This window comes from Ruegeria sp. YTSA072 (genome assembly GCF_059610285.1).
In genome coordinates this window covers 95044-114894 of record NZ_JBXWNI010000008.1, presented here as the reverse complement: position 1 = coordinate 114894, position 19851 = coordinate 95044, and the positions used below count along the sequence as shown (strand labels likewise).

The 19851-nt window shown below is 58.9% G+C and carries 23 protein-coding genes; 20 read left to right on the top strand and 3 right to left on the bottom strand.

Translation table 11 applies throughout. The annotated features are described in order from the left end of the window. Positions 1-38 precede the first annotated feature (38 nt). Positions 39-1265, bottom strand: a complete 1227-nt coding sequence (locus tag AC2FIB_RS14705; RefSeq protein ID WP_496735872.1) for a cytochrome b/b6 domain-containing protein — start codon at positions 1263-1265, stop codon at positions 39-41. A 161-nt stretch (positions 1266-1426) separates the two neighbouring features. Here AC2FIB_RS14705 and fabD point away from each other — a divergent pair, with 161 nt between their 5' ends. The 7 genes from fabD to mltG all read left to right on the top strand — a co-directional run bounded on the left by fabD (position 1427) and on the right by mltG (position 7753). After that, entirely contained in the window at positions 1427-2365 is a 939-nt protein-coding gene (fabD, locus tag AC2FIB_RS14700) for an ACP S-malonyltransferase (protein WP_496735871.1), read from the top strand. Between the two features lie 42 nt (positions 2366-2407). Further along, on the top strand, positions 2408-3145 hold the full coding sequence (gene fabG / locus AC2FIB_RS14695) for a 3-oxoacyl-[acyl-carrier-protein] reductase (RefSeq protein WP_058274008.1): 738 nt from the start codon (positions 2408-2410) through the stop codon (positions 3143-3145). 209 nt (positions 3146-3354) lie between these two features. Beyond that, positions 3355-3588 carry an acyl carrier protein gene (locus AC2FIB_RS14690; protein ID WP_005982462.1) on the top strand — a complete coding sequence of 78 codons (234 nt, stop codon included), beginning with the start codon at positions 3355-3357 and terminating at the stop codon, positions 3586-3588. A gap of 139 nt (positions 3589-3727) precedes the next feature. Then, positions 3728-4267: a GNAT family N-acetyltransferase gene (locus tag AC2FIB_RS14685; RefSeq protein ID WP_496735870.1), complete on the top strand. Its 540-nt coding sequence runs from the start codon at positions 3728-3730 to the stop codon at positions 4265-4267. A 123-nt stretch (positions 4268-4390) separates the two neighbouring features. Continuing rightward, positions 4391-5134: a 1-(5-phosphoribosyl)-5-[(5-phosphoribosylamino)methylideneamino]imidazole-4-carboxamide isomerase gene (locus AC2FIB_RS14680; protein ID WP_058274006.1), complete on the top strand. Its 744-nt coding sequence runs from the start codon at positions 4391-4393 to the stop codon at positions 5132-5134. Between the two features lie 192 nt (positions 5135-5326). Beyond that, complete coding sequence (fabF, locus tag AC2FIB_RS14675) at positions 5327-6592, top strand: beta-ketoacyl-ACP synthase II (RefSeq protein WP_496735868.1); 1266 nt, start codon at positions 5327-5329, stop codon at positions 6590-6592. Next, positions 6593-7753: an endolytic transglycosylase MltG gene (gene mltG, locus AC2FIB_RS14670; RefSeq protein WP_496735866.1), complete on the top strand. Its 1161-nt coding sequence runs from the start codon at positions 6593-6595 to the stop codon at positions 7751-7753. A 40-nt stretch (positions 7754-7793) separates the two neighbouring features. Here the strand turns inward: mltG and AC2FIB_RS14665 are convergent, their stop codons facing one another. Next, on the bottom strand, positions 7794-9050 hold the full coding sequence (locus tag AC2FIB_RS14665) for a DEAD/DEAH box helicase (RefSeq protein WP_496735865.1): 1257 nt from the start codon (positions 9048-9050) through the stop codon (positions 7794-7796). Positions 9051-9411: 361 nt separating this feature from the next. Here AC2FIB_RS14665 and AC2FIB_RS14660 point away from each other — a divergent pair, with 361 nt between their 5' ends. Both AC2FIB_RS14660 and AC2FIB_RS14655 read left to right on the top strand, forming a co-directional pair. Continuing rightward, positions 9412-10539, top strand: coding sequence for a linear amide C-N hydrolase (locus AC2FIB_RS14660; protein WP_496842308.1), 1128 nt, complete (start codon positions 9412-9414; stop codon positions 10537-10539). Positions 10540-11038: 499 nt separating this feature from the next. Then, complete coding sequence (locus AC2FIB_RS14655; RefSeq protein ID WP_496842328.1) at positions 11039-12409, top strand: DNA-packaging protein; 1371 nt, start codon at positions 11039-11041, stop codon at positions 12407-12409. Positions 12410-12512: 103 nt separating this feature from the next. Here AC2FIB_RS14655 and AC2FIB_RS14650 read toward each other — a convergent pair whose 3' ends face one another. Then, positions 12513-13265, bottom strand: a complete 753-nt coding sequence (locus AC2FIB_RS14650; RefSeq protein ID WP_496842306.1) for a hypothetical protein — start codon at positions 13263-13265, stop codon at positions 12513-12515. 297 nt (positions 13266-13562) lie between these two features. Between AC2FIB_RS14650 and AC2FIB_RS14645 the strand changes: the two genes are divergently transcribed. From AC2FIB_RS14645 to AC2FIB_RS14595, 11 genes are all read left to right on the top strand, one after another. Beyond that, positions 13563-14726 carry a phage portal protein gene (locus AC2FIB_RS14645; RefSeq protein ID WP_496735862.1) on the top strand — a complete coding sequence of 388 codons (1164 nt, stop codon included), beginning with the start codon at positions 13563-13565 and terminating at the stop codon, positions 14724-14726. Continuing rightward, entirely contained in the window at positions 14719-14937 is a 219-nt protein-coding gene (locus AC2FIB_RS14640) for a GTA head formation protein, RCAP_rcc01685 family (protein ID WP_108860356.1), read from the top strand. Before AC2FIB_RS14645 ends, AC2FIB_RS14640 begins: the two co-directional genes overlap by 8 nt. A gap of 26 nt (positions 14938-14963) precedes the next feature. Next, positions 14964-15509, top strand: coding sequence for an HK97 family phage prohead protease (locus AC2FIB_RS14635; protein ID WP_496735859.1), 546 nt, complete (start codon positions 14964-14966; stop codon positions 15507-15509). 34 nt (positions 15510-15543) lie between these two features. Beyond that, the gene (locus tag AC2FIB_RS14630) at positions 15544-16722 is read left to right on the top strand and encodes a phage major capsid protein (protein WP_496735858.1); all 1179 of its coding nucleotides are present in this window, start codon (positions 15544-15546) and stop codon (positions 16720-16722) included. Between the two features lie 169 nt (positions 16723-16891). Beyond that, positions 16892-17491 (top strand): head-tail connector protein, encoded by a 600-nt coding sequence (locus tag AC2FIB_RS14625; protein WP_496735857.1) that lies wholly within the window; start codon positions 16892-16894, stop codon positions 17489-17491. After that, positions 17488-17826: a phage head closure protein gene (locus AC2FIB_RS14620; protein ID WP_496723420.1), complete on the top strand. Its 339-nt coding sequence runs from the start codon at positions 17488-17490 to the stop codon at positions 17824-17826. Before AC2FIB_RS14625 ends, AC2FIB_RS14620 begins: the two co-directional genes overlap by 4 nt. Beyond that, a complete protein-coding gene (locus tag AC2FIB_RS14615) occupies positions 17823-18236 on the top strand; it encodes a DUF3168 domain-containing protein (protein WP_496842304.1) in 414 nt (137 codons plus the stop codon). The genes AC2FIB_RS14620 and AC2FIB_RS14615 overlap by 4 nt, the downstream gene beginning before the upstream one ends. A 20-nt stretch (positions 18237-18256) precedes the next feature. Further along, a complete protein-coding gene (locus AC2FIB_RS14610) occupies positions 18257-18670 on the top strand; it encodes a phage major tail protein, TP901-1 family (RefSeq protein WP_496696792.1) in 414 nt (137 codons plus the stop codon). Between the two features lie 4 nt (positions 18671-18674). Next, positions 18675-18995 (top strand): gene transfer agent family protein, encoded by a 321-nt coding sequence (locus AC2FIB_RS14605; protein WP_496842303.1) that lies wholly within the window; start codon positions 18675-18677, stop codon positions 18993-18995. Then, positions 18992-19201: a rcc01693 family protein gene (locus AC2FIB_RS14600; RefSeq protein WP_496842302.1), complete on the top strand. Its 210-nt coding sequence runs from the start codon at positions 18992-18994 to the stop codon at positions 19199-19201. The genes AC2FIB_RS14605 and AC2FIB_RS14600 overlap by 4 nt, the downstream gene beginning before the upstream one ends. After that, complete coding sequence (locus AC2FIB_RS14595) at positions 19188-19850, top strand: RcGTA-type gene transfer agent tail tape measure protein (RefSeq protein WP_496842300.1); 663 nt, start codon at positions 19188-19190, stop codon at positions 19848-19850. The genes AC2FIB_RS14600 and AC2FIB_RS14595 overlap by 14 nt, the downstream gene beginning before the upstream one ends. Position 19851 lies beyond the last annotated feature (1 nt).

Below are 19851 nucleotides of genomic sequence, written 5' to 3'. Positions count from 1 at the left end.
AAACCGCCGGGACCCTTCAGGTCTCGGCGGTTTTTTCTTTATTCGGCTTGGGTGGCTGTCAGTTCAACAGCTACTTTGACTGCAAAGGCCAGCGAATCTTCGGTTGGCTGCGACGTGCCAACGTCATAGTCCAAACGGTTCAATTCCAATTCACCCTGCATTTTTGCCGTACCGTCCTGCAGGTCCAGCTCGAACGGCAAGACGACGTCCATGGTTTTATCCCGGATGGTTAAGGTGCCGCGTGCCTCATAGGCCAGATCGGTCTTAAACAGTTCGGCGTTGAAATTTGCGGTCGGGAACTGAGCGCTGTCAAAGAAGTCCGATCCCATAGCCTGCTGTGTCACGGTGCCAATGGTCAATGAGCCGATGGCGATTGTCACATCAACAGCCCCGGCCGGTCCGGGTTCCGCAGGGTCGTCGAATGTGATTGCCGCAGTCCAATCAGAGAACGCTCCGCTGACGGGGCTGCCCAACTGGGTGATCGTGATCGACAAAGTGCCTTCCTGCACCTGCCAGTCGGATTGCACCGCCTCCAGTTCGGCAGATGCATGATCACCGGTCGGATGTGCCGAGTAGGCTCCGTCGAACCACCCGATGCTAAGAGCAACGGCCCAGATCACGACTGCTGCGACGACGGGGGCAGGTGAGTGCCATTGCGTTGGCGGTTCCGGCAAATCCACCCGTCCTGGCATCATACGGCGCAATGTGCTGTCTTTGTCGATCACGTGATGCTTGAGCGCGCCAACGATATGCAAAACCAGAGCACCGACCAGCACCAGCATCAGGACGAAGTGTAACCCGGCGCTTGTTTCGGCCAACGCGGGGGATTTGGGCACAAAGGGCAAGTTCTGACCGAACGGCCAGAGGATCGGCGCAAACCCCTCGGTGGCCGCATGGTGAATCCAGCCTGTCAGGGGAACCAGAACCAGCGAGCCATACAACAGCCAGTGGACGGTTTCAGCCGCAAATGCCTCGGGCTTGTTTTCAGCATTGAGCAATCCCGGCTTGGGTTGGCTGATCGCCCACAAGATACGGGCAAGCGCCACGAAAAAGACCGTTACACCGATAGTTTTGTGCAGCGAAAACAGCTGCGCCGCCTGTTGCAGGTCTTCCGGTGTCGTTGGAATGGTCGGGTCTTCGATTGCGTGTGCCAGTTGGTTTGCAAACCACCCAATCGGCAGCGCCGTCAGAATGAGCAAGGCTGTCAGCCAGTGGAAGGTTTTCGAAACGCCTCCATAGCTTTGGGTGGTGTTGGCAAGGGGCATTGGTTTGCGACTCCGATCTGTTTGCTGTGGCCACCCTAAATGCAGCCGGGGCCGACACAATAGGCTTTGACGCACAGTTTACGTGTCAGGATGCAGAGCTTGTGCCGCTCGTTCACTCGGTTTACACCCCATCGCAACCTAACGTCATCCAAGAGGTTGTAATGACACGCGCGTTCGTTTTTCCGGGGCAGGGCGCCCAGACCATCGGTATGGGCAAGGCACTGGCCGAGGCCTACCCGGCTGCACAGGCTGTTTTCGACGAGGTCGATGAAGCGCTTGGTGAAAAGCTGAGCACCCTAATTTGGGAAGGTGATATTGCAGACCTGACCCTGACGCAGAACGCACAGCCGGCGCTGATGGCAACCTCGATGGCCGCGATGCGTGCGTTGGAAGCCGAAGGTGTAGCCGTCACGGATGCTGCGTTCGTAGCGGGGCACTCGTTGGGGGAATACTCGGCGTTGGCCGCTGCTGGCGCGCTATCGATTGCTGATACGGCGCGTCTGCTGCGCACCCGTGGTCAAGCGATGCAAAGCGCTGTGCCAGTTGGCGAAGGCGCGATGGCCGCCATTCTGGGGCTGGACCTTGAGGCCGTGCGCGCAGTCGCAGAAGAGGCCGCGCAAGGTGAGGTCTGTCAGGCCGCGAACGACAACGATCCTACTCAGGTCGTTGTTTCAGGCGCAAAGGCAGCCGTGGAACGTGCAGCCGAGAATGCCAAGGAAAAAGGCGCAAAGCGCGCAGTAATGCTGCCCGTCAGTGCTCCGTTCCATTGTGCGCTGATGCAGCCTGCAGCGGATGTGATGGCCGAAGCGCTGGCGGCAGTAGAAATCAAAGCCCCTGCGGTTCCGTTGATTGCAAACGTTCGCGCAGAAGCCGTCAGCGACCCGGACCTGATCCGTCAGTTGCTGGTCGAGCAGGTCACCGGGTCAGTACGCTGGCGCGAGAGCGTGCAGTATATGGCCGCGCAGGGCGTTACCGAGACTTGGGAGATCGGCGCAGGCAAGGCGCTTTCGGGGATGATCCGCAAGATTGACCGCGCGATTGCTGGCAAGGCTGTCGGCACGCCGGATGACGTGCAGAATGTGGTTAAGAGCGAATCATAAGAACAATGTGCGACGCAAGTTGCGCTGTAAAAGGAAGATCGAATGTTTGATTTGACAGGTAAGAATGCGCTGATCACCGGTGCGTCCGGCGGGATTGGTGGCGAGATTGCACGCGTGCTGCACGGTGCGGGGGCCACCGTTGCGTTGTCGGGCACTCGTGTCGAACCGCTCGAGGCATTGGCCGCCGAACTGGGCGAGCGGGCGCATGTTCTGCCATGCAACCTGAGCGACGGCGAGGCTGTTTCCGCACTGCCAAAGCAAGCGGCTGAGGCGATGGGGTCGGTTGATATCTTGGTCAACAATGCTGGGATTACCCGGGACAACCTGTTCATGCGTATGTCGGATGACGAATGGCAAAGTGTGATCGACGTAAACATGACCTCGACCGCCAAGCTGTGCAAAGGCGTCCTGCGGGGTATGATGAAAGCGCGCTGGGGTCGGATCATCAACATTTCATCCGTCGTCGGTGCCACTGGGAACCCCGGTCAGGCAAACTATGCAGCGTCCAAGGCAGGTATGGTCGGCATGACCAAATCCCTGGCCTATGAGGTTGCCAGCCGCGGGATCACGGCTAACGCGGTTGCGCCCGGCTTCATCACCACAGCCATGACCGACAAGCTGACCGACGATCAGAAATCGGGCATTTTGGGGCAGGTTCCCGCCGGTCGCATGGGCGATGCGTCGGAAATTGCGGCGGCTGTACTGTATCTTGCCAGCCCCGAAGCCGGATATGTTACCGGAACCACCTTGCATGTTAACGGCGGTATGGCCATGTTGTGAGCGCGGACAGGGGCAGGTGCGAAAGCGTTTGCCTCGCGCGTTGTCTATGCTATAGGCGGCGCATAAATGCTGGGGTCGACCAAATGGTCGGCCTTCTACTTTCCCGGTCATCCGGGACCCAACCGCCCGCACCGGGCAAATCAAAGCCAGCCTGAGCGGGCAAGGGCAGAACCGGGCACTAGGCCCTGAAAACGGAATGAGGAATAGACATGAGCGACGTCGCAGATCGCGTTAAAAAGATCGTTGTTGAGCACCTGGGTGTTGAAGAAGACAAAGTGACCGAAAACGCGTCCTTCATCGACGATCTGGGCGCAGACAGCCTGGACACTGTTGAGCTGGTTATGGCCTTCGAAGAAGAGTTCGGCATCGAAATCCCCGATGACGCAGCCGAGACCATCCAGACATTTGGCGACGCCGTCAAATTCATCTCGGAAGCTTCCTAAAGCTTCAAAATAATTAAAAAGCGGCGCTTCCGGGCAACGGAGGCGCCGTTTTTTTGTGCCTTGCCCAATTCCGCCTTGCAAGGTGCCGTATTCGTTCGCAACCTTTTACCCGAGGCACATAATTCAGAGCGGGAAGGGCATGATAAGATCCACCCCGATGATCAATACGGCCCGTTTGACGCTGAGCGGCATGCGGCCAGAGGATTTCAACCGGTTCGCCGAGATTTGGCGCAACCCATGCATCGTGCGACATATCGGCGGCAAGCCGCGGTCGCGCGGAGAGGCGTGGGATTCATTCCTTCGAAATGCCGGGCACTGGCAAATGGCCGGTTTCGGGCAATGGGCCGTGGTCCAGCAGTCGAATCGCCAGATGGTCGGTCAGGCGGGGTTCTTTTACGGTAACCGTTCGATTGGCGAGGATTTCGACAGTTTTCCCGAGGCCGGATGGATTCTGGTCCCCGAGGCGCAGGGACAGGGATTGGGGCTGGAGGCGGCACAAGCTGCACATGACTGGTTTGACCGGATCATGCCCGGTCCGTTGGTCGCGATGGTGAATTCGGCGAACTTGGCCTCGCGCAATCTGGCGGGCAAGCTGGGCTATACCCCGATGCGCGAATGCGCGTTCAACGGCAGCGACGTCACGCTTATGCGCCGCAACGGACCGCCGCCGCGCCACTGACAATTTGAGACTTCGCGAATGCCGCAAACCGGCCGTAGTTTGCCGATCCTGGTAATAGCGGACCGTTCTTCCGCGTGTATGGTACTCTGGAATTGCAGAGCGATTGAGCGGAGGAGAATGCTCATGAGGATTTACCCCACGATGGAATTGCAGAACGGCCGGTGTGTCACACTGGACAAAGGCCGTCTGGACGACGCGATGATCTGGCATGTGAATCCGGCGGACACGGCACGCAGCTGGTCTGCAGCCGGTGCCATGTGGATGCACCTGACGGATTTCGATGCGATCGAAGGCCGCGATACCAACGCCGAATTGGTCGAGGAAATTATCCGCACGTCCGAGATGTCTGTGCAACTGGCCGGCGGTATGCGGACGCGGGAACAGGTCGAATACTGGATCGACAAAGGCGCGGGACGGGTGGTGATTGGTACGCTTGCCGCCTGGGATCCGAATCTGGTCAAGGAACTGGCCAAGCTTTATCCGGACCAGATCGTTCTGGCTGTGGATGTCTGGCAAGGTCAGGTCATGACTGAAGGCTGGCGCAGTCAGAGTGCGTTTACGCCCGAAGCGTTTATTCAAGCGTTCGAGGGCACGCCCTTCGCGGCGATTCTGGTGACCGATATCGACAGCGACATCGAAGACGTCGATGCGCAGCTGGGTCTGATCTCAGGTCTTGCACAGCTGTCACGCACGCCGGTTATTGCCAGCGGTGTCGTTCGGACATCAGATGACATCTCGCGTCTGGCCTATGTGCACAACATCTCGGGCGCATTGGTTGGGCGGGCTTTGTTCCGCAAAACGATTGACTTGGCAGACGCGCTTAACGTGGCCGAGCAGGCCCACGAGCCCGTCGCTGAATTCCAGTAATCCTGTCTTGCACGTCATTGCCCCGGCCTTTCAATTCCCTGAAAGAGCCGTGGCAATGTGTTTTGGTACATCCTGCACAGACGGACCATCCGGCGAAATGGTGCCAGGTGGGAATGTGCCGTTGCTCTTGCCCCCGGACCCCGGGCCGGGGTATGAGCGGTTCTCAAATAGGAAGCAGGCAAGAGGCATTTCATGCGCAGAGTCGTTGTAACCGGTCTGGGATTGGTCACTCCTTTGGCCAGCGGGGTCGAGAAATCTTGGTCACGGCTGCTGGATGGGGAATCCGGCGCGGGCCCGATCACGAAATTTGATGCCGAAGCAAGCGGTGTCACCACGACCTATGCCTGCGAAGTTCCGCGCGGCGATGGAACTGATGGGACATTCAATCCCAACGATTGGTTGCCGCCAAAAGAGCAACGTAAGATCGAAGACTTTATCTTGTATTCGATCGCTGCCGCTGACATGGCTTGTCAGGATGCAAACTGGCTGCCCGAGGATGAAGAGGACCGCCTGCGAACAGGCGTCCTGATCGGGTCGGGTATCGGCGGGCTGGGCTCTATTGCTGAAACGGCGAACCTGATCCGCGACAAAGGTCCGCGTCGTGTATCGCCCTTCTTTATTCCCGGTGCGCTGATCAACCTGGCATCCGGCCAGGTATCTATCCGCCACGGGTTCAAGGGGCCCAACCACTCGGTCGTGACGGCTTGCTCGACAGGTGCGCATGCAATCGGTGATGCCAGCCGCATCATTCGCGCAGGCGACGCGGAAGTCATGATTGCTGGTGGCGGCGAAGGCTGCATCTGCGAGATCGGTATCGCCGGCTTTAACGCGTGCAAGGCGCTGTCGACCAAATATGCCGACGATCCGAAGAAAGCCAGCCGCCCATATGACGTAGACCGTGACGGCTTTGTCATGGGCGAGGGCGCAGGCATCGTGGTTCTGGAAGAATATGAGCACGCCAAGGCACGCGGTGCGAAGATCTATGCCGAAGTGCTGGGTTACGGCATGTCCGGCGACGCTTATCACATTACCGCACCGTCCGAGGATGGTGATGGCGCTGAGCGTTCCATGAAAGCCGCATTGCGCAGCGCTGGGTTGGAGCCTTCGGATCTGGACTATATCAACGCGCATGGCACATCGACCATGGCGGATACGATCGAACTGGGCGCGGTAGAGCGCCTGTTAGGTGATCACGCCAGCAAGGCCACCATGACCTCGACCAAATCAGCCACCGGTCACCTTTTGGGTGCGGCAGGCGCGATTGAGGCGATCTTTTCGATCCTGGCGATCCGGGATCAGGTGGCTCCGCCGACGATCAATCTGGATAACCCCACCGTTGAAACTCCGATTGATCTGGCGCCCAACGCCAAGCGTGAGCGTGAGATCAATGTGGCGTTGTCGAATTCGTTCGGCTTTGGCGGCACCAATGCCAGCGTGATCTTCGGAAAGGTCACCTAAATGTTCCGGGCTCTTGCTTCGAACGCGCTGACTCTGCTGATCGTAGGCTTGTTCCTGATGGGCGGGCTGGTTGTGTGGGGGCAGTCGCAATACAAGGCCGAGGGTCCGCTGGAATCCGCCATGTGCCTGCAGGTCAGGAGCGGGTCGAATATGACCCGTGTCAGCCAAGAGCTTGAAGATGACGGAGCCATCAGCAGCGCCATGATCTTTCGCATGGCGGCGGACTACACGGATAAATCGCAGCAGCTGAAAGCCGGTAGCTTTCTGGTGCGCGAAGGTGCGTCGATGGAGCAAATCATCGATGAGATCACAAGCAGCGGTGCCAGCACCTGCGGGTCTGAGATTGAATACCGTATCGGTGTCACGCGCATCCAAACCCGGGTACGCGAGTTGGACCCGGCAACGCTGGAATTTGTCGAGATCGCATCGTTTGATGTGACCGACGAGGAAATCCCTGCCGAATACGGTCAAAAGCGTGAAGAAGCCGACACCCGGTACCGTGTGTCTGTTGCCGAAGGCGTGACCTCATGGCAGGTGGCGCAAGGCTTGGAGGCGATTGAACCGCTGACAGGTGAGATTGCCGAGATCCCGGCCGAAGGGATGTTGGCGCCTGACAGCTATGATTTGGCACCGGGCGATGACCGAACGGCCGTTCTGCAAGCGATGCAAGACAAGCAACAATTGCGCATCAACGCAGTGTGGGAGAACCGCCAAGGCGACCTTCCCATCAGCAGCCCAGAGGAAATGCTGATCCTTGCGTCGATCATCGAAAAGGAAACCGGTGTTCCCAATGAACGCGGGCAGGTTGCAAGCGTCTTTGTGAACCGGCTTGAGCAGGGCATGAAGCTGCAGACAGACCCGACGGTCATCTATGGCGTCACCAAGGGTCAAGGCACGCTGGGGCGCGGGCTGCGTCGCAGTGAACTGCGCCGTGCAACACCTTGGAATACTTATGTGATAGACGGTTTGCCGCCGACACCCATTGCCAACCCAGGGTTGGCCAGCCTTGAGGCTGCTGTCGCACCGGAAGAGACCAACTTTGTCTTCTTTGTTGCGGATGGCACCGGGGGGCACGCGTTTGCGGAAACCTTGCAGGAACACAATCGGAACGTCGCCAAGTGGCGAGAGATTGAGGCTGAAAGAAACAGCTCGAGCAACTAAGAAAAAGGCCGCGTCGAAAAACGCGGCCTTTTTCTTTTTGTTATGCGGCGGGACGTCCGCGTGGACGACGACGCTTCGAGGACGTGGGCTTCGATGTTGAATTTGCCCCCTGCGGTTTACGCCCCCGGAACCCTCCGCGATTGCGGGTTTTCTTAGGCTCGGAAAATTCTGGCATGGTGCCGCTGGCGACCGGAATTTCGATCTTCATCAGCTTCTGAATCTGGCGCAGCTGATCCACTTCGTCCGGTGAGCAGAATGCGATAGCTTCACCTTCGCGACCAGCACGGGCTGTGCGCCCGATGCGGTGGACATAGTTGTCGGGCACCTCGGGCAGGTCATAGTTGATCACATAGACAACACCGGGAATGTCGATGCCACGCGCGGCCACGTCGGTCGCGACCAATACGTTGATCTCTCCTGCCCGGAACGCCTTGATCGCGCGGTCGCGCTGTCCCTGGCTTTTGTTGCCGTGGATCGAGGCCGCGTTGAAACCATCGGCCACAAGGCCTTTCATCAGTTTCTCGGCTCCGTGTTTGGTACGGGAAAATACCAAGGTCAGAGCTTCCATGTCAGCGGACAGAATATCGCGGAGTTTCCGCGGTTTGCCGGCCCGGTCGACGAAATGCACAGACTGCGTGATCTTGTCAGCCGCTTTACCTGGAGGCGAGACCTGCACTCGCTGCGGGTTGGTCAGATAGGACTGGCTGAGTTCCTCCATCTGCTTCGGCATCGTGGCCGAAAACAGCATGGTTTGACGCGGCGTGCCCAGCTTGGGTGCGATTTTGCGTAGGGCGTGGATAAAGCCCATGTCCAGCATCTGGTCGGCCTCGTCCAATACAAGATGTCGCACCGAGCCGAGGTCAACGGCACCGCGTTCCATCAGGTCGATCAAACGCCCGGGCGTGGCGACCAGAATGTCGGTGCCGCGCGACAGGAACGAGATCTGTCTGCCGATCGACTGGCCACCGACCACGGTGGCCACGCGCAGCTTGGTCTTGTCGGTCAGGTTGCGCAGGCTATCCGCGATCTGGTTGACCAGCTCGCGGGTGGGGGCAAGGATCAGCGCCTTGGCGGTTTTGGGCGCGGGTTTGCCGGACTGCGCCAACAAGTGGTCGATCAGCGGCAGACCGAAGGCCAGCGTCTTACCGGTGCCGGTCTGCGCCAGGCCCAGGATGTCGTGACCGTTCAGCGCCAGCGGGATGGCCTGGTTCTGAATAGGGGTCGGTTGTGAGAAATTGGCACGTTTCAGTGCATCGTTGAGGGCTGGTGCAAGGCCCAGCATGTCGAAGTCGAACAAATAACTATCCTTTGTAATCCGCAAGGCGATAGCCGTACGGACAAGACGTGTCTGGCCTCGCAGCGCGTGACCGGCAGGGTTTCCGCTAAACCTCGGGACGTGCAGGCGAACCCTGCGCCATCTGGCGTCGCGTCAAGAACCCTGCGTGAATGGGAACTAGGAGATGTAGTGATGCGCTGTGGGGTCTGCTGCGACCGTCAATGCTCACGCGTCAGCGCTGTCTTAAGGTGGCACATGCTAGTTTTGTAAACAATTGTCAAGGTATGAATTGCGAAGTGGGAACACGTACTTGCCGCGGCCGTCAGGGAACGGATTGTTCAAATAGAAGAACCCTTTCCGGCTGGGCTTTGAAAATCCCGAAGTGCTTCTTGGCTTTCATAACATCGGTAAATATCCGATCCTTAGGGGCGATGACTTTTTGTGTATGACCAAAAAAAGGATTCCAGAAATGTGCGCTAAAATACTTGTAGCTACCACTCTGACCGTGGTTCTAGCCGCGTCTTCAGCAATCGCATGCTCTCGGATCGTCTATGAAACGGCAGACGGATCCTTCCTCACGGGGAGGGCGCTTGACTGGTTCGAAGATACTTCGACAGACATTTGGGCCTTCCCGCAGGGCATGGACCGTGACGGTGGTGCCGGAGAGAATTCGATCGAATGGACGTCAAAATACGGGTCTGTCGTGGCAACGATCTATGACGGAGCAACTGTTGACGGCATGAATGATGGCGGGCTGGTCGGCAACGCTCTCTATCTTGCCGAAGCGGATTACGGGACGGAAAATGCCGGAGACAAACCTCTCCTTTCTGTCGGAGGGTGGTTGCAGTATTTTCTGGATAACTCTGCAACAGTTGAAGAAGCCGTTGCAGCTATGGAGCAAGAGCCATTCGTGATTGTAGCGCCGATGTTGCCTAGCGGACATGAGGCCGGAGGGCATATTGCGCTATCTGATGCGTCTGGTGACAGTGCAATATTCGAGTATCTCGATGGCGAGTTGGTTATTCACCATGGCCGCGAATTTACTGTCATGACGAACTCTCCTACTTTTGAGGAACAACTCGCTATCACCACTTATTGGGGTGAAGTTAATAGTCTTTCATTTTTGCCCGGAACCCATCGGTCTTCCGACCGGTTTGCGCGGTTGAGCTGGAATCTGAATGCCGTTCCCTCGTTCGAAGACAAAAACGATGCGAATGCGGCGGTGTTCTCTCTTGTGCGATCAATTTCCGTACCATTTGGTGTGACGGACCCGGAGCGCCCAAACATCGCATCAACAACCTGGCGTACGGTCGCTGATCATGAGCTGGGTCGTTACTACTATGAGAGCGTGTTCAGCCCTACATTGTTTTGGGTGGATATCGAGAACCTTGATCTCTCCGATGGGGCTTCTACCCTGAAATTGGAACTTGGCGAAAAGCCCATCCTTGCGGGCGAGATTTCGGCCAGCTTTGAACCTTCCGAGCCATTTCTTTTTCTCGGCGATATGTAACGTTGTAGTCACGGGGCTCAACCACTGACGACCGTCTGCCACATAGTCCTATCAGTAAAGGTCTCTTAACTATCAGCGCACGTTACCCGTTGCGCCGTTGTTGCGCAACGCATTGACTTTGCGGACTTTCTCGCGTATAAGTTGTGTCATGCTAGAAGAGGTGGGCGACGGCCCCGGGGGCGACCCGGTGGCCGTTTTTCGTTTCTCTCGTGCGGAGATCACTCACGCATGAGGTCACAGGCACACATGACTTTGATTACCCCGGAAGAGCGGATGTCCCAGACGGCTGATTTGTTGCAGTCGCTTGAGAGATCCATTCGCGATCTGCGCCAAGCAGCGGAAGAACTGCGCAAACAGATCGGTGCCGGGGAGGATGCAGATCTTGCTGGTTCAGCCAAGCAACTCGGGCAGTTAGAGGGGCTGATCCGAAGTTGTCAGAAAGTGGAGACAAGCTTTGTCGAACAACATCACAGACAAGCCGGAATTGCCCAAAGGGGGTATGCGCTCGACCTTGAGCGCGCTCGATTTGAGGTTGGGTGCAGGCTGGCTCGCCTCCGCGCCTGCTGCGGTTCGGGACAGATTTCTGAGTGAGATCGGGGAGGGGGGGCTGTGCGCCCTCCCTTTCCTGTTCGAGTTCTGGGCGCTGCCGCATCAGTTGCCGCCCGAAGGCGACTGGCGGTCCTGGGTGATCATGGGGGGGCGTGGGGCTGGTAAGACGCGGGCCGGAGCCGAATGGGTGCGACGGGTGGTCGAGGGGTCTTTGCCGCTGGATCGCGGCGAGGCGCGTCGTGTGGCGTTGGTGGGTGAGACCTTCGATCAGGTGCGCGATGTGATGATCTTTGGCGATAGCGGGATTCTGCAGTGTTCTCCGCCGGATCGGCGACCTGTCTGGAAGGCGTCGGAACGCAAACTGATCTGGCCCAACGGGGCCGAGGCGCAGGCGTTTTCGGCGCATGATCCCGAAGGGCTGAGGGGGCCTCAGTTCGATGCGGCATGGGTGGATGAGTTGGCCAAGTGGAAGAAGGCTGGCGAGACCTGGGATATGCTGCAATTTGCGCTGCGCTTGGGGGAGCGACCTCGGGTCTGTGTGACGACCACACCGCGCAATGTGAAGGTTTTGAAGGAATTGCTGGCGTCTCCGTCCACCGTGCAGACCCATGCGCCGACTGAGGCAAACCGGGCCAATCTGGCGGATTCGTTTCTGGACGAAGTGCGCGCGCGTTATGCGGGTACGCGGCTGGGGCGGCAGGAGTTGGACGGAGTGCTGTTGTCGGATGCCGAGGGCGCGTTGTGGACCGGGGCGATGCTGGACGCGGCGCGAGTTGAGAATGTACCTGATTTGGACCGTATAGTGGTGGCGCTGGACCCGGCGGTAACGGTTGGGTCGAATGCGGATGCATGTGGGATCGTGGTCGTGGGCGCTCAGCTACAGGGGCCGCCCGAGGATTGGCGCGTCTATGTGCTGGCCGACCGCACGGTGCAGGGCGTTGGCCCGGCGGGCTGGGCGCAGGCGGCGATTGACGCGATGGATGAGTTCGGGGCGGAACGGCTGGTCGCTGAGGTCAATCAGGGCGGGCAACTGGTGGAAGAGGTCGTGCGGCAGGTGGACCCTATGGTGCCTTATCGCGCGGTGCGGGCCTCGCGCGGGAAGGTCGCGCGGGCTGAGCCTGTGGCAGCTTTGTACGAACAGGGGCGGGTGGCGCATGTTGCCGGGCTGGACGCGCTGGAGGAGCAGATGTGTCAGATGACCGCGCGCGGGTTCGAAGGGCAGGGCTCTCCCGACCGCGTCGACGCCCTGGTCTGGGCGCTGCATGAGTTGGTTGTGGGGCCTGCGGGGGCGTATCGGCGGCCTAGGGTGCGGAGTTTGTAAAAGGTACAATCGACCGAGTTAGTCAGACCAATTCGTGCGTTTAACATCCAAAGTGAAAGCTTCTGCTTGCTGGTAGAATGTAGTTTCAGTCCGCATTGAGTATTTAGAAACCGTGCTCCGACTTTAGCCTATTAACTAATCGTCCCATCACAACAAGTCCAAGCTGCCCAAATTTACCGGCTTCTTGTTTTGAGATTGGCTCAGCGAGCCACTTGTCGTTCCAATAGTATCGAGGGAGAAGTTCAATAACCCTCCAATTCCCATGAGTTCGTGCTGCTTCGGCGAGCACTTCTATCAAGCTCTCAGGCAATTCAGAGTAGATCTTACTAAAGCGTGTGTCATCAGCGGTCGTACGCACGTCGTAATGTGAAATGTCCCCTTCCCAATGACCGTTGGCCTCCATTTGTTTAGAAGCGTAATCCGTCCATTGAACTTGCTGCTCGTGACGACTGAGGTACCCCGTCTCTGTTAAGCATTGAACCAATGCTTCTTGTTTTGAATCGGGTGTGAACAACTCTCTCGTGCTGCTGAGACAACCTACGCGGCCATGCGCGATAAAAAACTGGAAGAAGAAGTTCAAAAGAGTATCAAGGTCATTAGATGTCAGGTTCTTATGTGTTTCAATCACCTTGATCACAGCGGATTCATCAACCTTGAGAACATAGTCAGATGGTTGTTCTCCTTTTTCGCACAGCCCGATTTTTACAAGTAAGTTACCGCCTTCACGCCCTGCGTAACGAAACTCAGGATCGGGTCCGGATGTTGATGACAGCTGATTAGCTACGCGTCTGTATAGCAGTAAGGTAATCTGCGCAGCTAAATTTCGATCTATTCGACTTAGTAGATATTGAGTCATGCTTGGCTGCTCCTTACGCTCTTGAGAGTATTAGTATGACTCGGTTTCCCGCGACATGTTTGCTTACGAATGCTGTATAAAAAACTCTAGTCTGTTCCTGAAGTGATCATAGGCATGGAAGAGGTAAAGGGTTGATTTGTTTGGGCGCAGCGGTGGTGATTCAAGTATTTGGGTACTCTGCAAAGGAAGAGATTCCCGTTGCTCCCCCCCCGTACGCCATATTCCCGAGGCTTAAACTTCTTTCCGTCATAACTCTTTTCAACAAGCCGGGCAGAGCGGCGGCAGAAAGGAGCACAGATGGTATTCGATTTCTTACGTCGTGGAACGGCTGGTGAGGCACCTGAGGCGAAGGCGAGCGCGGCGGGGCCTGTGGTGGCGTGGCAGACGAGCGGACGCGTGGCGTGGAGCCCCAGGGACGCGGTTTCGCTGACGCGGACGGGGTTTTCGGGGAATCCGGTGGGGTTTCGCTCGGTCAAACTGATTGCCGAGGCGGCGGCGGCACTGCCTCTGGTGCTGCAGGATCAGGCGCAGCGCTATGACGTGCATCCTATCATATCCCTGATGCGCCGCCCGAATGCGGCGCAGGGGCGGGCGGAGTTGATGGAGGCTTTGTTCGGGCAGTTGTTGCTGTCGGGGAACGCCTATGTTGAGGCGGCACAGGCCGAGGATGGATTGCCGGTTGAACTGCACGTCCTGCGCTCGGACCGGATGAGCGTGGTGCCGGGGGCGGATGGATGGCCCAAGGCGTATGACTATACGGCGGGCGGCAAGACGCATCGTTTCCCGGCTGATGCGATCTGTCATATCAAGTCATTCCACCCCCAAGACGATCACTATGGGTTCTCGCCGATGCAGGCGGCAGCGATGGCGATTGATGTGCATAACAGCGCGTCGCGGTGGTCAAAATCTCTGTTGGATAATGCCGCACGGCCTTCGGGTGCGTTGGTGTGGAAGGGCGGCGATGGCCATGGGGTGATGGCCGAGGATCAGTTCCGCCGCTTGTCCGATGAGATTGAGCAGAACTATCGCGGGGCGCGCAATGCAGGCCGTCCGATGGTTCTGGAAGGGGGGCTCGATTGGAAGCCGATGGGGTTCTCACCCTCTGACATGGAGTTTCAAAAGACCAAGGAAGCCGCCGCCCGCGAGATCGCGCTGGCCTTTGGGGTCCCGCCGATGCTGCTGGGGATACAAGGCGACGCGACCTATTCGAACTATCAGGAGGCCAACCGGGCGTTCTATCGCCTGACCGTTCTGCCCCTGGTGACGCGGGTGGCGGCGGCGGTGTCGGAATGGCTGGTGGGCTTTACTGGCGAAGAGTTGGTGTTGAAACCCGATTTGGATCAGGTGCCTGCGCTGTCGGTGGAGCGGGATGCGCAATGGGCGCGAGTCAACGGTGCCGAGTTCCTGACAGACGCTGAAAAACGCACGATGCTGGGGCTGCCGGAGCGTGCAGATGGCTGAGGGGTATCCGCCGTTTGACTGTGCGCCGGGCCTGCGTCTGGCTGCGCATGAACGGGTGGCCGAGATTCAGCACGCGCATCTATGCAGGCGGCTGGATCAGATCGAAGAGATGATGGAGCGGCTGGAGAAACGGCTGTGGTTGACGGTCTATGGAGTCGTTGCGGTGATCCTGGCGCAAGCGTTTCAGTCAATTCTGGTGGTGTCGCCATGAATTTAGAGACTTATGAGGAGGTGTTCATGGATTTAGAACACAAGTTTGCGCGGTTTAGCGATGGATTGTCGGTGACCGAGGACGCGGTGATCGAGGGCTATGCCAGCCTGTTTGAGCAGGTCGATCAAGGGAGCGATGTGGTGCAGAAAGGCGCATATCGCAGGTCGTTGGCTGGGCTAACGGCGGCAGGTCAGCGGGTCAAAATGCTATGGCAGCACGACCCGGCGCAGCCCATCGGTGTCTGGGACGACGTGCGCGAAGATGAGCGCGGGCTTTGGGTCAAGGGACGTATGTTGGAAACCACGCAGAAAGGCCGTGAAGCTGCGGAATTGATCCGGGCCGGGGCCATTGACGGGCTGTCGATCGGCTATCGCACCAAACGAGCCATAAAAAATGAAAAGGGCCATCGGGTCCTGACCGAACTGGAGCTGTGGGAGGTGTCGCTTGTGACTTTTCCGATGCTGCCCAGTGCGCGGGTGGCGGCAAAGGGGACGACCCCGGACGCCGAGGAAACCCTGCGCAGTATTGCCGAGGTGTTTGATCACGCCCGGCAGGAGTTGGCGCAAACCTAGCGCGCCTCAATCCCACCCAAACAAGGAAGTTTTGATGAGCAAGACCGAGACCCCGGCCTTGACCGGAGAGGGTGTGCCCCTGGTTCAGGAGGTGAAGCAGGCGATGACTGGCTTCGTGAACGAATTCAAGGGCCTGAAGGCTGAAGTTAAAACCAAACTGCAACAGACAGAAGAGCGACTGACCATGCTGGATCGTAAATCAATTATCGCGGCGCGCCCGCATCTTGCGGCTTCGATCGAGGACGGTGCGCCGCATCAGAAGGCTTTCGACGCCTATGTGCGATGCGGTGACGATGACGGCTTGCGCGGTCTTGATATCGAAGCCAAATCGCTGTCCAGCGCCGTTAACAGCGATGGCGGATATCTGGTCGATCCGCAAACCGCCGAGATGATCAAGTCGGTGCTGAAATCCACGGCCTCGATCCGTTCGATCGCTTCGGTGGTGAATGTCGAGGCGAACTCGTTCGACGTGTTGATCGACCACACTGACGTGGGCGCTGGCTGGGCGGATGAAAGCTCAGCGGCCACCGAGACAGCGACCCCGTCGATTGATCGAATCTCGATTGCCCTGCACGAGCTGAGCGCGCTGCCCAAGGCGTCGCAACGCCTTTTGGATGACAGTGCCTTCGATGTCGAGGGGTGGCTGGCCGGTCGTATTGCTGACAAGTTTGCCCGTGCCGAAGCGGCGGCGTTCATCTCGGGCGATGGTGCGGACAAGCCAAATGGCATTCTGAACCATGCCAAGGTCGACAATGATGTCTGGACCTGGGGCAATCTGGGCTATGTCCCGACCGGCATTGACGGTGGTGTCGATGCGGACGCGATTGTCGATGTGGTTTATGCGCTGGGCGCGCAATACCGCGTCAATGGCAACTTCGTAATGAATTCGAAAACTGCTGGTGTGATCCGCAAGCTAAAGGACAGCGATGGCCGCTTCCTGTGGTCGGACGGTCTGGCTGCGGGTGAGCCTGCGCGCCTGATGGGCTATCCGGTTCTGATTGCCGAGGACATGCCGGATGCGGGCACTGACAGTTTCTCGATTGCCTTTGGTGATTTCCAAGCCGGGTACACTATTGCGGAGCGCCCTGATCTGCGCGTCTTGCGCGATCCGTTCAGCGCCAAGCCGCACGTTCTGTTCTACGCGACCAAGCGTGTCGGCGGCGACGTGAGCGACTTTGCCGCGATCAAGCTGGTGAAATTCGGCACCGCCTAATTGGTGACGGATCCGGGGGGCATTTGCCCCTCGGGCGCGGGCGCGGGCCGGGGTGAGATCCCCTGCGTTGTCTAGCTGCTCCCCTCCGTCCGAGCAACGTGGGGCGGCGCGTGCCCGTCATTTTCTTGAGAGAGGCCCCCGGAGGGGTCCGAGATTGCGGAGTGAATGGATGATGTTGATCGAAGAAACCGCCATCGCGGATGCGGCGCTGCCGGTGGATCAGTTTAAGGCGCATCTGCGGCTGGGCACGGGCTTTGCCGAAGACAGCGTACAGGATGTTGTACTGAAAGGATTTCTGCGCGCAGCCGTTGCGGCAATCGAAGCGCGCGCTGGCAAGGTTCTGATCGAGCGCGATTTTTCCTGGAGCCTGACCGTATGGCGAGACCAGTCGGGAGAGGTGCTGCCGGTGGCTCCGGTCACCGAGGTCAAGAGTGTGACGCTGGCTGAGGCAGAAGGCGCAGAGACTGTCTTCGCCCCGGATAGATACCGGTTGGAAAAAGATGCTCAGCGTCCCCGTCTTAGGCCAATGGGGCCACTGATGCCGAAGATGCCAAAGGGTGGTTCTGTCAGGATCGTCTTTGCCGCTGGGATGGCAGCGGATTGGGGCGGGTTGCCCGCCGATCTGGGGCAGGCGGTGCTGTTGCTGGCCGCGCATTATTACGAATACCGCGATGAGACAGCGCTGGGTGCCGGGTGCATGCCGTTTGGTGTCACCAGCCTGATCCAGCGCTATCGCACAGTTCGGTTTGGTGCAGGGGTCGTGCAATGAAAGCGCCGCGGTTGAATAGAAAGCTGGAGTTGGAAGCGCCGGTGCGCGTGGCCAATGGATCAGGCGGATACACCGAAACCTGGGTGCCGCTGGGCACGGTATGGGCCGAGGTGACCGCGCGCAGCGGGTCCGAGCGGCAGGTGGCTGGTGTCCCTATTTCGCGGGTCGGCTATCGCATCGTGGTCCGGGGCGCGCCCACAGGCTCCACCATGCGGCCATCGCCGGATCAGCGCTTTGCGGAGGGCGCACGTCGTTTTGTCATCCGCGCTGTCGCTGAGCGTGATCCGCGCGGCCAGTACCTGACCTGTTTCGCGGATGAGGAGGTGGCAGCATGAGCTATGGCGTTTCAGCAGCCCTGCAGGCGGCGGTGTTCAAGCAGATTTCAGAGGATACGCAGGTTAACGATTTGTCGGGTGGCGCGATCTATGACGCCGTGCCAGCCGGAGCAGTACCACAGACTTATGTGACGCTGGGACCGGAAGAGGTTCGTGATGTCTCTGACCGATCGGGTGGAGGTGCGGTGCACCGGTTCACGGTTTCGATCGTGTCCGAAGCCGCAGGGTTCGGGGCCGCCAAGACCCTGGCAGGAGCGGTGTGTGACGCGCTGGAGGGTGCCATGCCCAGCCTTGATCGCGGGCGTCTGGTGGGCCTGTGGTTCGAGCGTGCCTCGGCCCGGCGCACCGGGACCGGAGGCGCGATCCGCCAGATCGACCTGAAATTCCGCGCGCGCGTGGAAGACGACTAACCAATCAACGGAGAGAGCATATGGGTGCCCAGAACGGCAAGGACTTGTTGGTCAAAGTGGATATGAACGGCAGCGGTCTGTTCGAAACGATCGCGGGATTGCGCGCCACGCGCGTCAGCTTCAACGCGGAAAGTGTGGATGTCACCAGCTTGGAAAGTCAGGGTGGCTGGCGCGAACTTCTATCGGGTGCCGGGGTCAAATCAGCGTCGATATCCGGCTCGGGGGTGTTCAAGGACGCCGGGACTGATGAACGCGCGCGGCAATTGTTCTTTGACGGCGAAACACCGGATTTTCAGGTCATCATCCCGGATTTCGGCATTGTTGCCGGGCCGTTTCAGGTCACAGGTGTCGAATATGCGGGCTCGCACAACGGCGAGGCGACCTATGAGATGAGTTTAGCCAGCGCGGGCGCGCTGAGCTTTACGGCGCTGTAAACCGATGGCCAATCCGTGGACGGGCGAGGTGGCATTGACCATCGATGGTGAGCGGCGGGTGCTCAAGCTGACGCTGGGTGCTTTAGCGGAATTGGAACAAGAGCTGGGTGCCGGTTCGTTGGTGGAACTCGTGCAACGGTTCGAAGGCGGAGCCTATTCCAGTGGTGACGTATTGGCCCTGATCGTGGCCGGGTTGCGCGGCGGTGGCGGCGACGTCAACCGCACCGATCTGCTGAGCGCCGAAATTGAGGGTGGCCCGATGGCAGCTGCGCGTGCGGCAGCGGAGTTGTTGGCGCGGGCCTTCATGGTGCCGGAACAGCCATGAATGGGTTCAATTGGCCTGACCTGATGCGGGCCGCGCTTGTTGGCCTGCGTCTGACTCCGGATCAGTTCTGGCGACTGACCCCGGCCGAATTGCAACTGATGTTGGGGCAGGGCGTAGGGATCCCGGCGATGAACCGGGCTGGCCTGGATGCGATGCTGAAGGCCTATCCGGACAAAACACAAGGAGAGCGTGATGACGGATCGTGACGGGTTTGACGACTTGCAGGAACGCGGCGATGCGCTGGGCGACTCGCTGGGTGACGCGGCATCTATGGCGGCTGCTTTTGACGGCCAGATGAAACGGATCAGCGCGGCGTTTGAGGAAACCGGCAAGGATGTCGCGACGCTGGAACGCGGCATGTCCAGCGGGTTGCGCAAAGCCTTCGATGGCGTAGTGCTGGATGGGATGAACCTGTCCGATGCGCTGGACGTTTTGAAGAACTCAATGATCCGCACGGCGTATTCGGCAGCGATCAAGCCGGTGACGGATCACTTTGGCGGGATGCTGGCCGGAACCGTTGGCGGTCTGGGGCAGGGGCTTTTGCCATTTGCCGACGGTGGCAGTTTTTCGCAAGGCCGGGTGATGCCTTTCGCCAATGGCGGCGTTGTCAGCGGCCCAACCACATTCCCCATGCGCGGCGGAACCGGGTTGATGGGGGAAGCCGGACCCGAAGCGATCATGCCTTTGGCGCGCGGGTCGGACGGTAAGCTTGGGGTGCGCACCTCGGGAGGTGGGCGTGCCGTCAATGTCGTGATGAACATCACCACCCCGGACGTGCAGGGGTTCCGTCGCAGTCAAAGCCAGATTGCGGCGCAGATGAGCCGCGCATTGGGGCGCGGCAATCGCAACAGGTAAC

Excerpts from the sequence above, each read along its gene's own strand:
- AC2FIB_RS14705 (WP_496735872.1), bottom strand. The coding sequence starts at position 1,265 with ATGCCCCTTGCCAACACCACCCAAAGCTATGGAGGCGTTTCGAAAACC.
- fabD (WP_496735871.1), top strand. The coding sequence starts at position 1,427 with ATGACACGCGCGTTCGTTTTTCCGGGGCAGGGCGCCCAGACCATCGGT.
- fabG (WP_058274008.1), top strand. The coding sequence starts at position 2,408 with ATGTTTGATTTGACAGGTAAGAATGCGCTGATCACCGGTGCGTCCGGC.
- AC2FIB_RS14690 (WP_005982462.1), top strand. The coding sequence starts at position 3,355 with ATGAGCGACGTCGCAGATCGCGTTAAAAAGATCGTTGTTGAGCACCTG.
- AC2FIB_RS14685 (WP_496735870.1), top strand. The coding sequence starts at position 3,728 with ATGATAAGATCCACCCCGATGATCAATACGGCCCGTTTGACGCTGAGC.
- AC2FIB_RS14680 (WP_058274006.1), top strand. The coding sequence starts at position 4,391 with ATGAGGATTTACCCCACGATGGAATTGCAGAACGGCCGGTGTGTCACA.
- fabF (WP_496735868.1), top strand. The coding sequence starts at position 5,327 with ATGCGCAGAGTCGTTGTAACCGGTCTGGGATTGGTCACTCCTTTGGCC.
- mltG (WP_496735866.1), top strand. The coding sequence starts at position 6,593 with ATGTTCCGGGCTCTTGCTTCGAACGCGCTGACTCTGCTGATCGTAGGC.
- AC2FIB_RS14655 (WP_496842328.1), top strand. The coding sequence starts at position 11,039 with ATGCGCTCGACCTTGAGCGCGCTCGATTTGAGGTTGGGTGCAGGCTGG.
- AC2FIB_RS14650 (WP_496842306.1), bottom strand. The coding sequence starts at position 13,265 with ATGACTCAATATCTACTAAGTCGAATAGATCGAAATTTAGCTGCGCAG.
- AC2FIB_RS14645 (WP_496735862.1), top strand. The coding sequence starts at position 13,563 with ATGGTATTCGATTTCTTACGTCGTGGAACGGCTGGTGAGGCACCTGAG.
- AC2FIB_RS14640 (WP_108860356.1), top strand. The coding sequence starts at position 14,719 with ATGGCTGAGGGGTATCCGCCGTTTGACTGTGCGCCGGGCCTGCGTCTG.
- AC2FIB_RS14635 (WP_496735859.1), top strand. The coding sequence starts at position 14,964 with ATGGATTTAGAACACAAGTTTGCGCGGTTTAGCGATGGATTGTCGGTG.
- AC2FIB_RS14630 (WP_496735858.1), top strand. The coding sequence starts at position 15,544 with ATGAGCAAGACCGAGACCCCGGCCTTGACCGGAGAGGGTGTGCCCCTG.
- AC2FIB_RS14625 (WP_496735857.1), top strand. The coding sequence starts at position 16,892 with ATGATGTTGATCGAAGAAACCGCCATCGCGGATGCGGCGCTGCCGGTG.
- AC2FIB_RS14620 (WP_496723420.1), top strand. The coding sequence starts at position 17,488 with ATGAAAGCGCCGCGGTTGAATAGAAAGCTGGAGTTGGAAGCGCCGGTG.
- AC2FIB_RS14615 (WP_496842304.1), top strand. The coding sequence starts at position 17,823 with ATGAGCTATGGCGTTTCAGCAGCCCTGCAGGCGGCGGTGTTCAAGCAG.
- AC2FIB_RS14610 (WP_496696792.1), top strand. The coding sequence starts at position 18,257 with ATGGGTGCCCAGAACGGCAAGGACTTGTTGGTCAAAGTGGATATGAAC.
- AC2FIB_RS14605 (WP_496842303.1), top strand. The coding sequence starts at position 18,675 with ATGGCCAATCCGTGGACGGGCGAGGTGGCATTGACCATCGATGGTGAG.
- AC2FIB_RS14600 (WP_496842302.1), top strand. The coding sequence starts at position 18,992 with ATGAATGGGTTCAATTGGCCTGACCTGATGCGGGCCGCGCTTGTTGGC.
- AC2FIB_RS14595 (WP_496842300.1), top strand. The coding sequence starts at position 19,188 with ATGACGGATCGTGACGGGTTTGACGACTTGCAGGAACGCGGCGATGCG.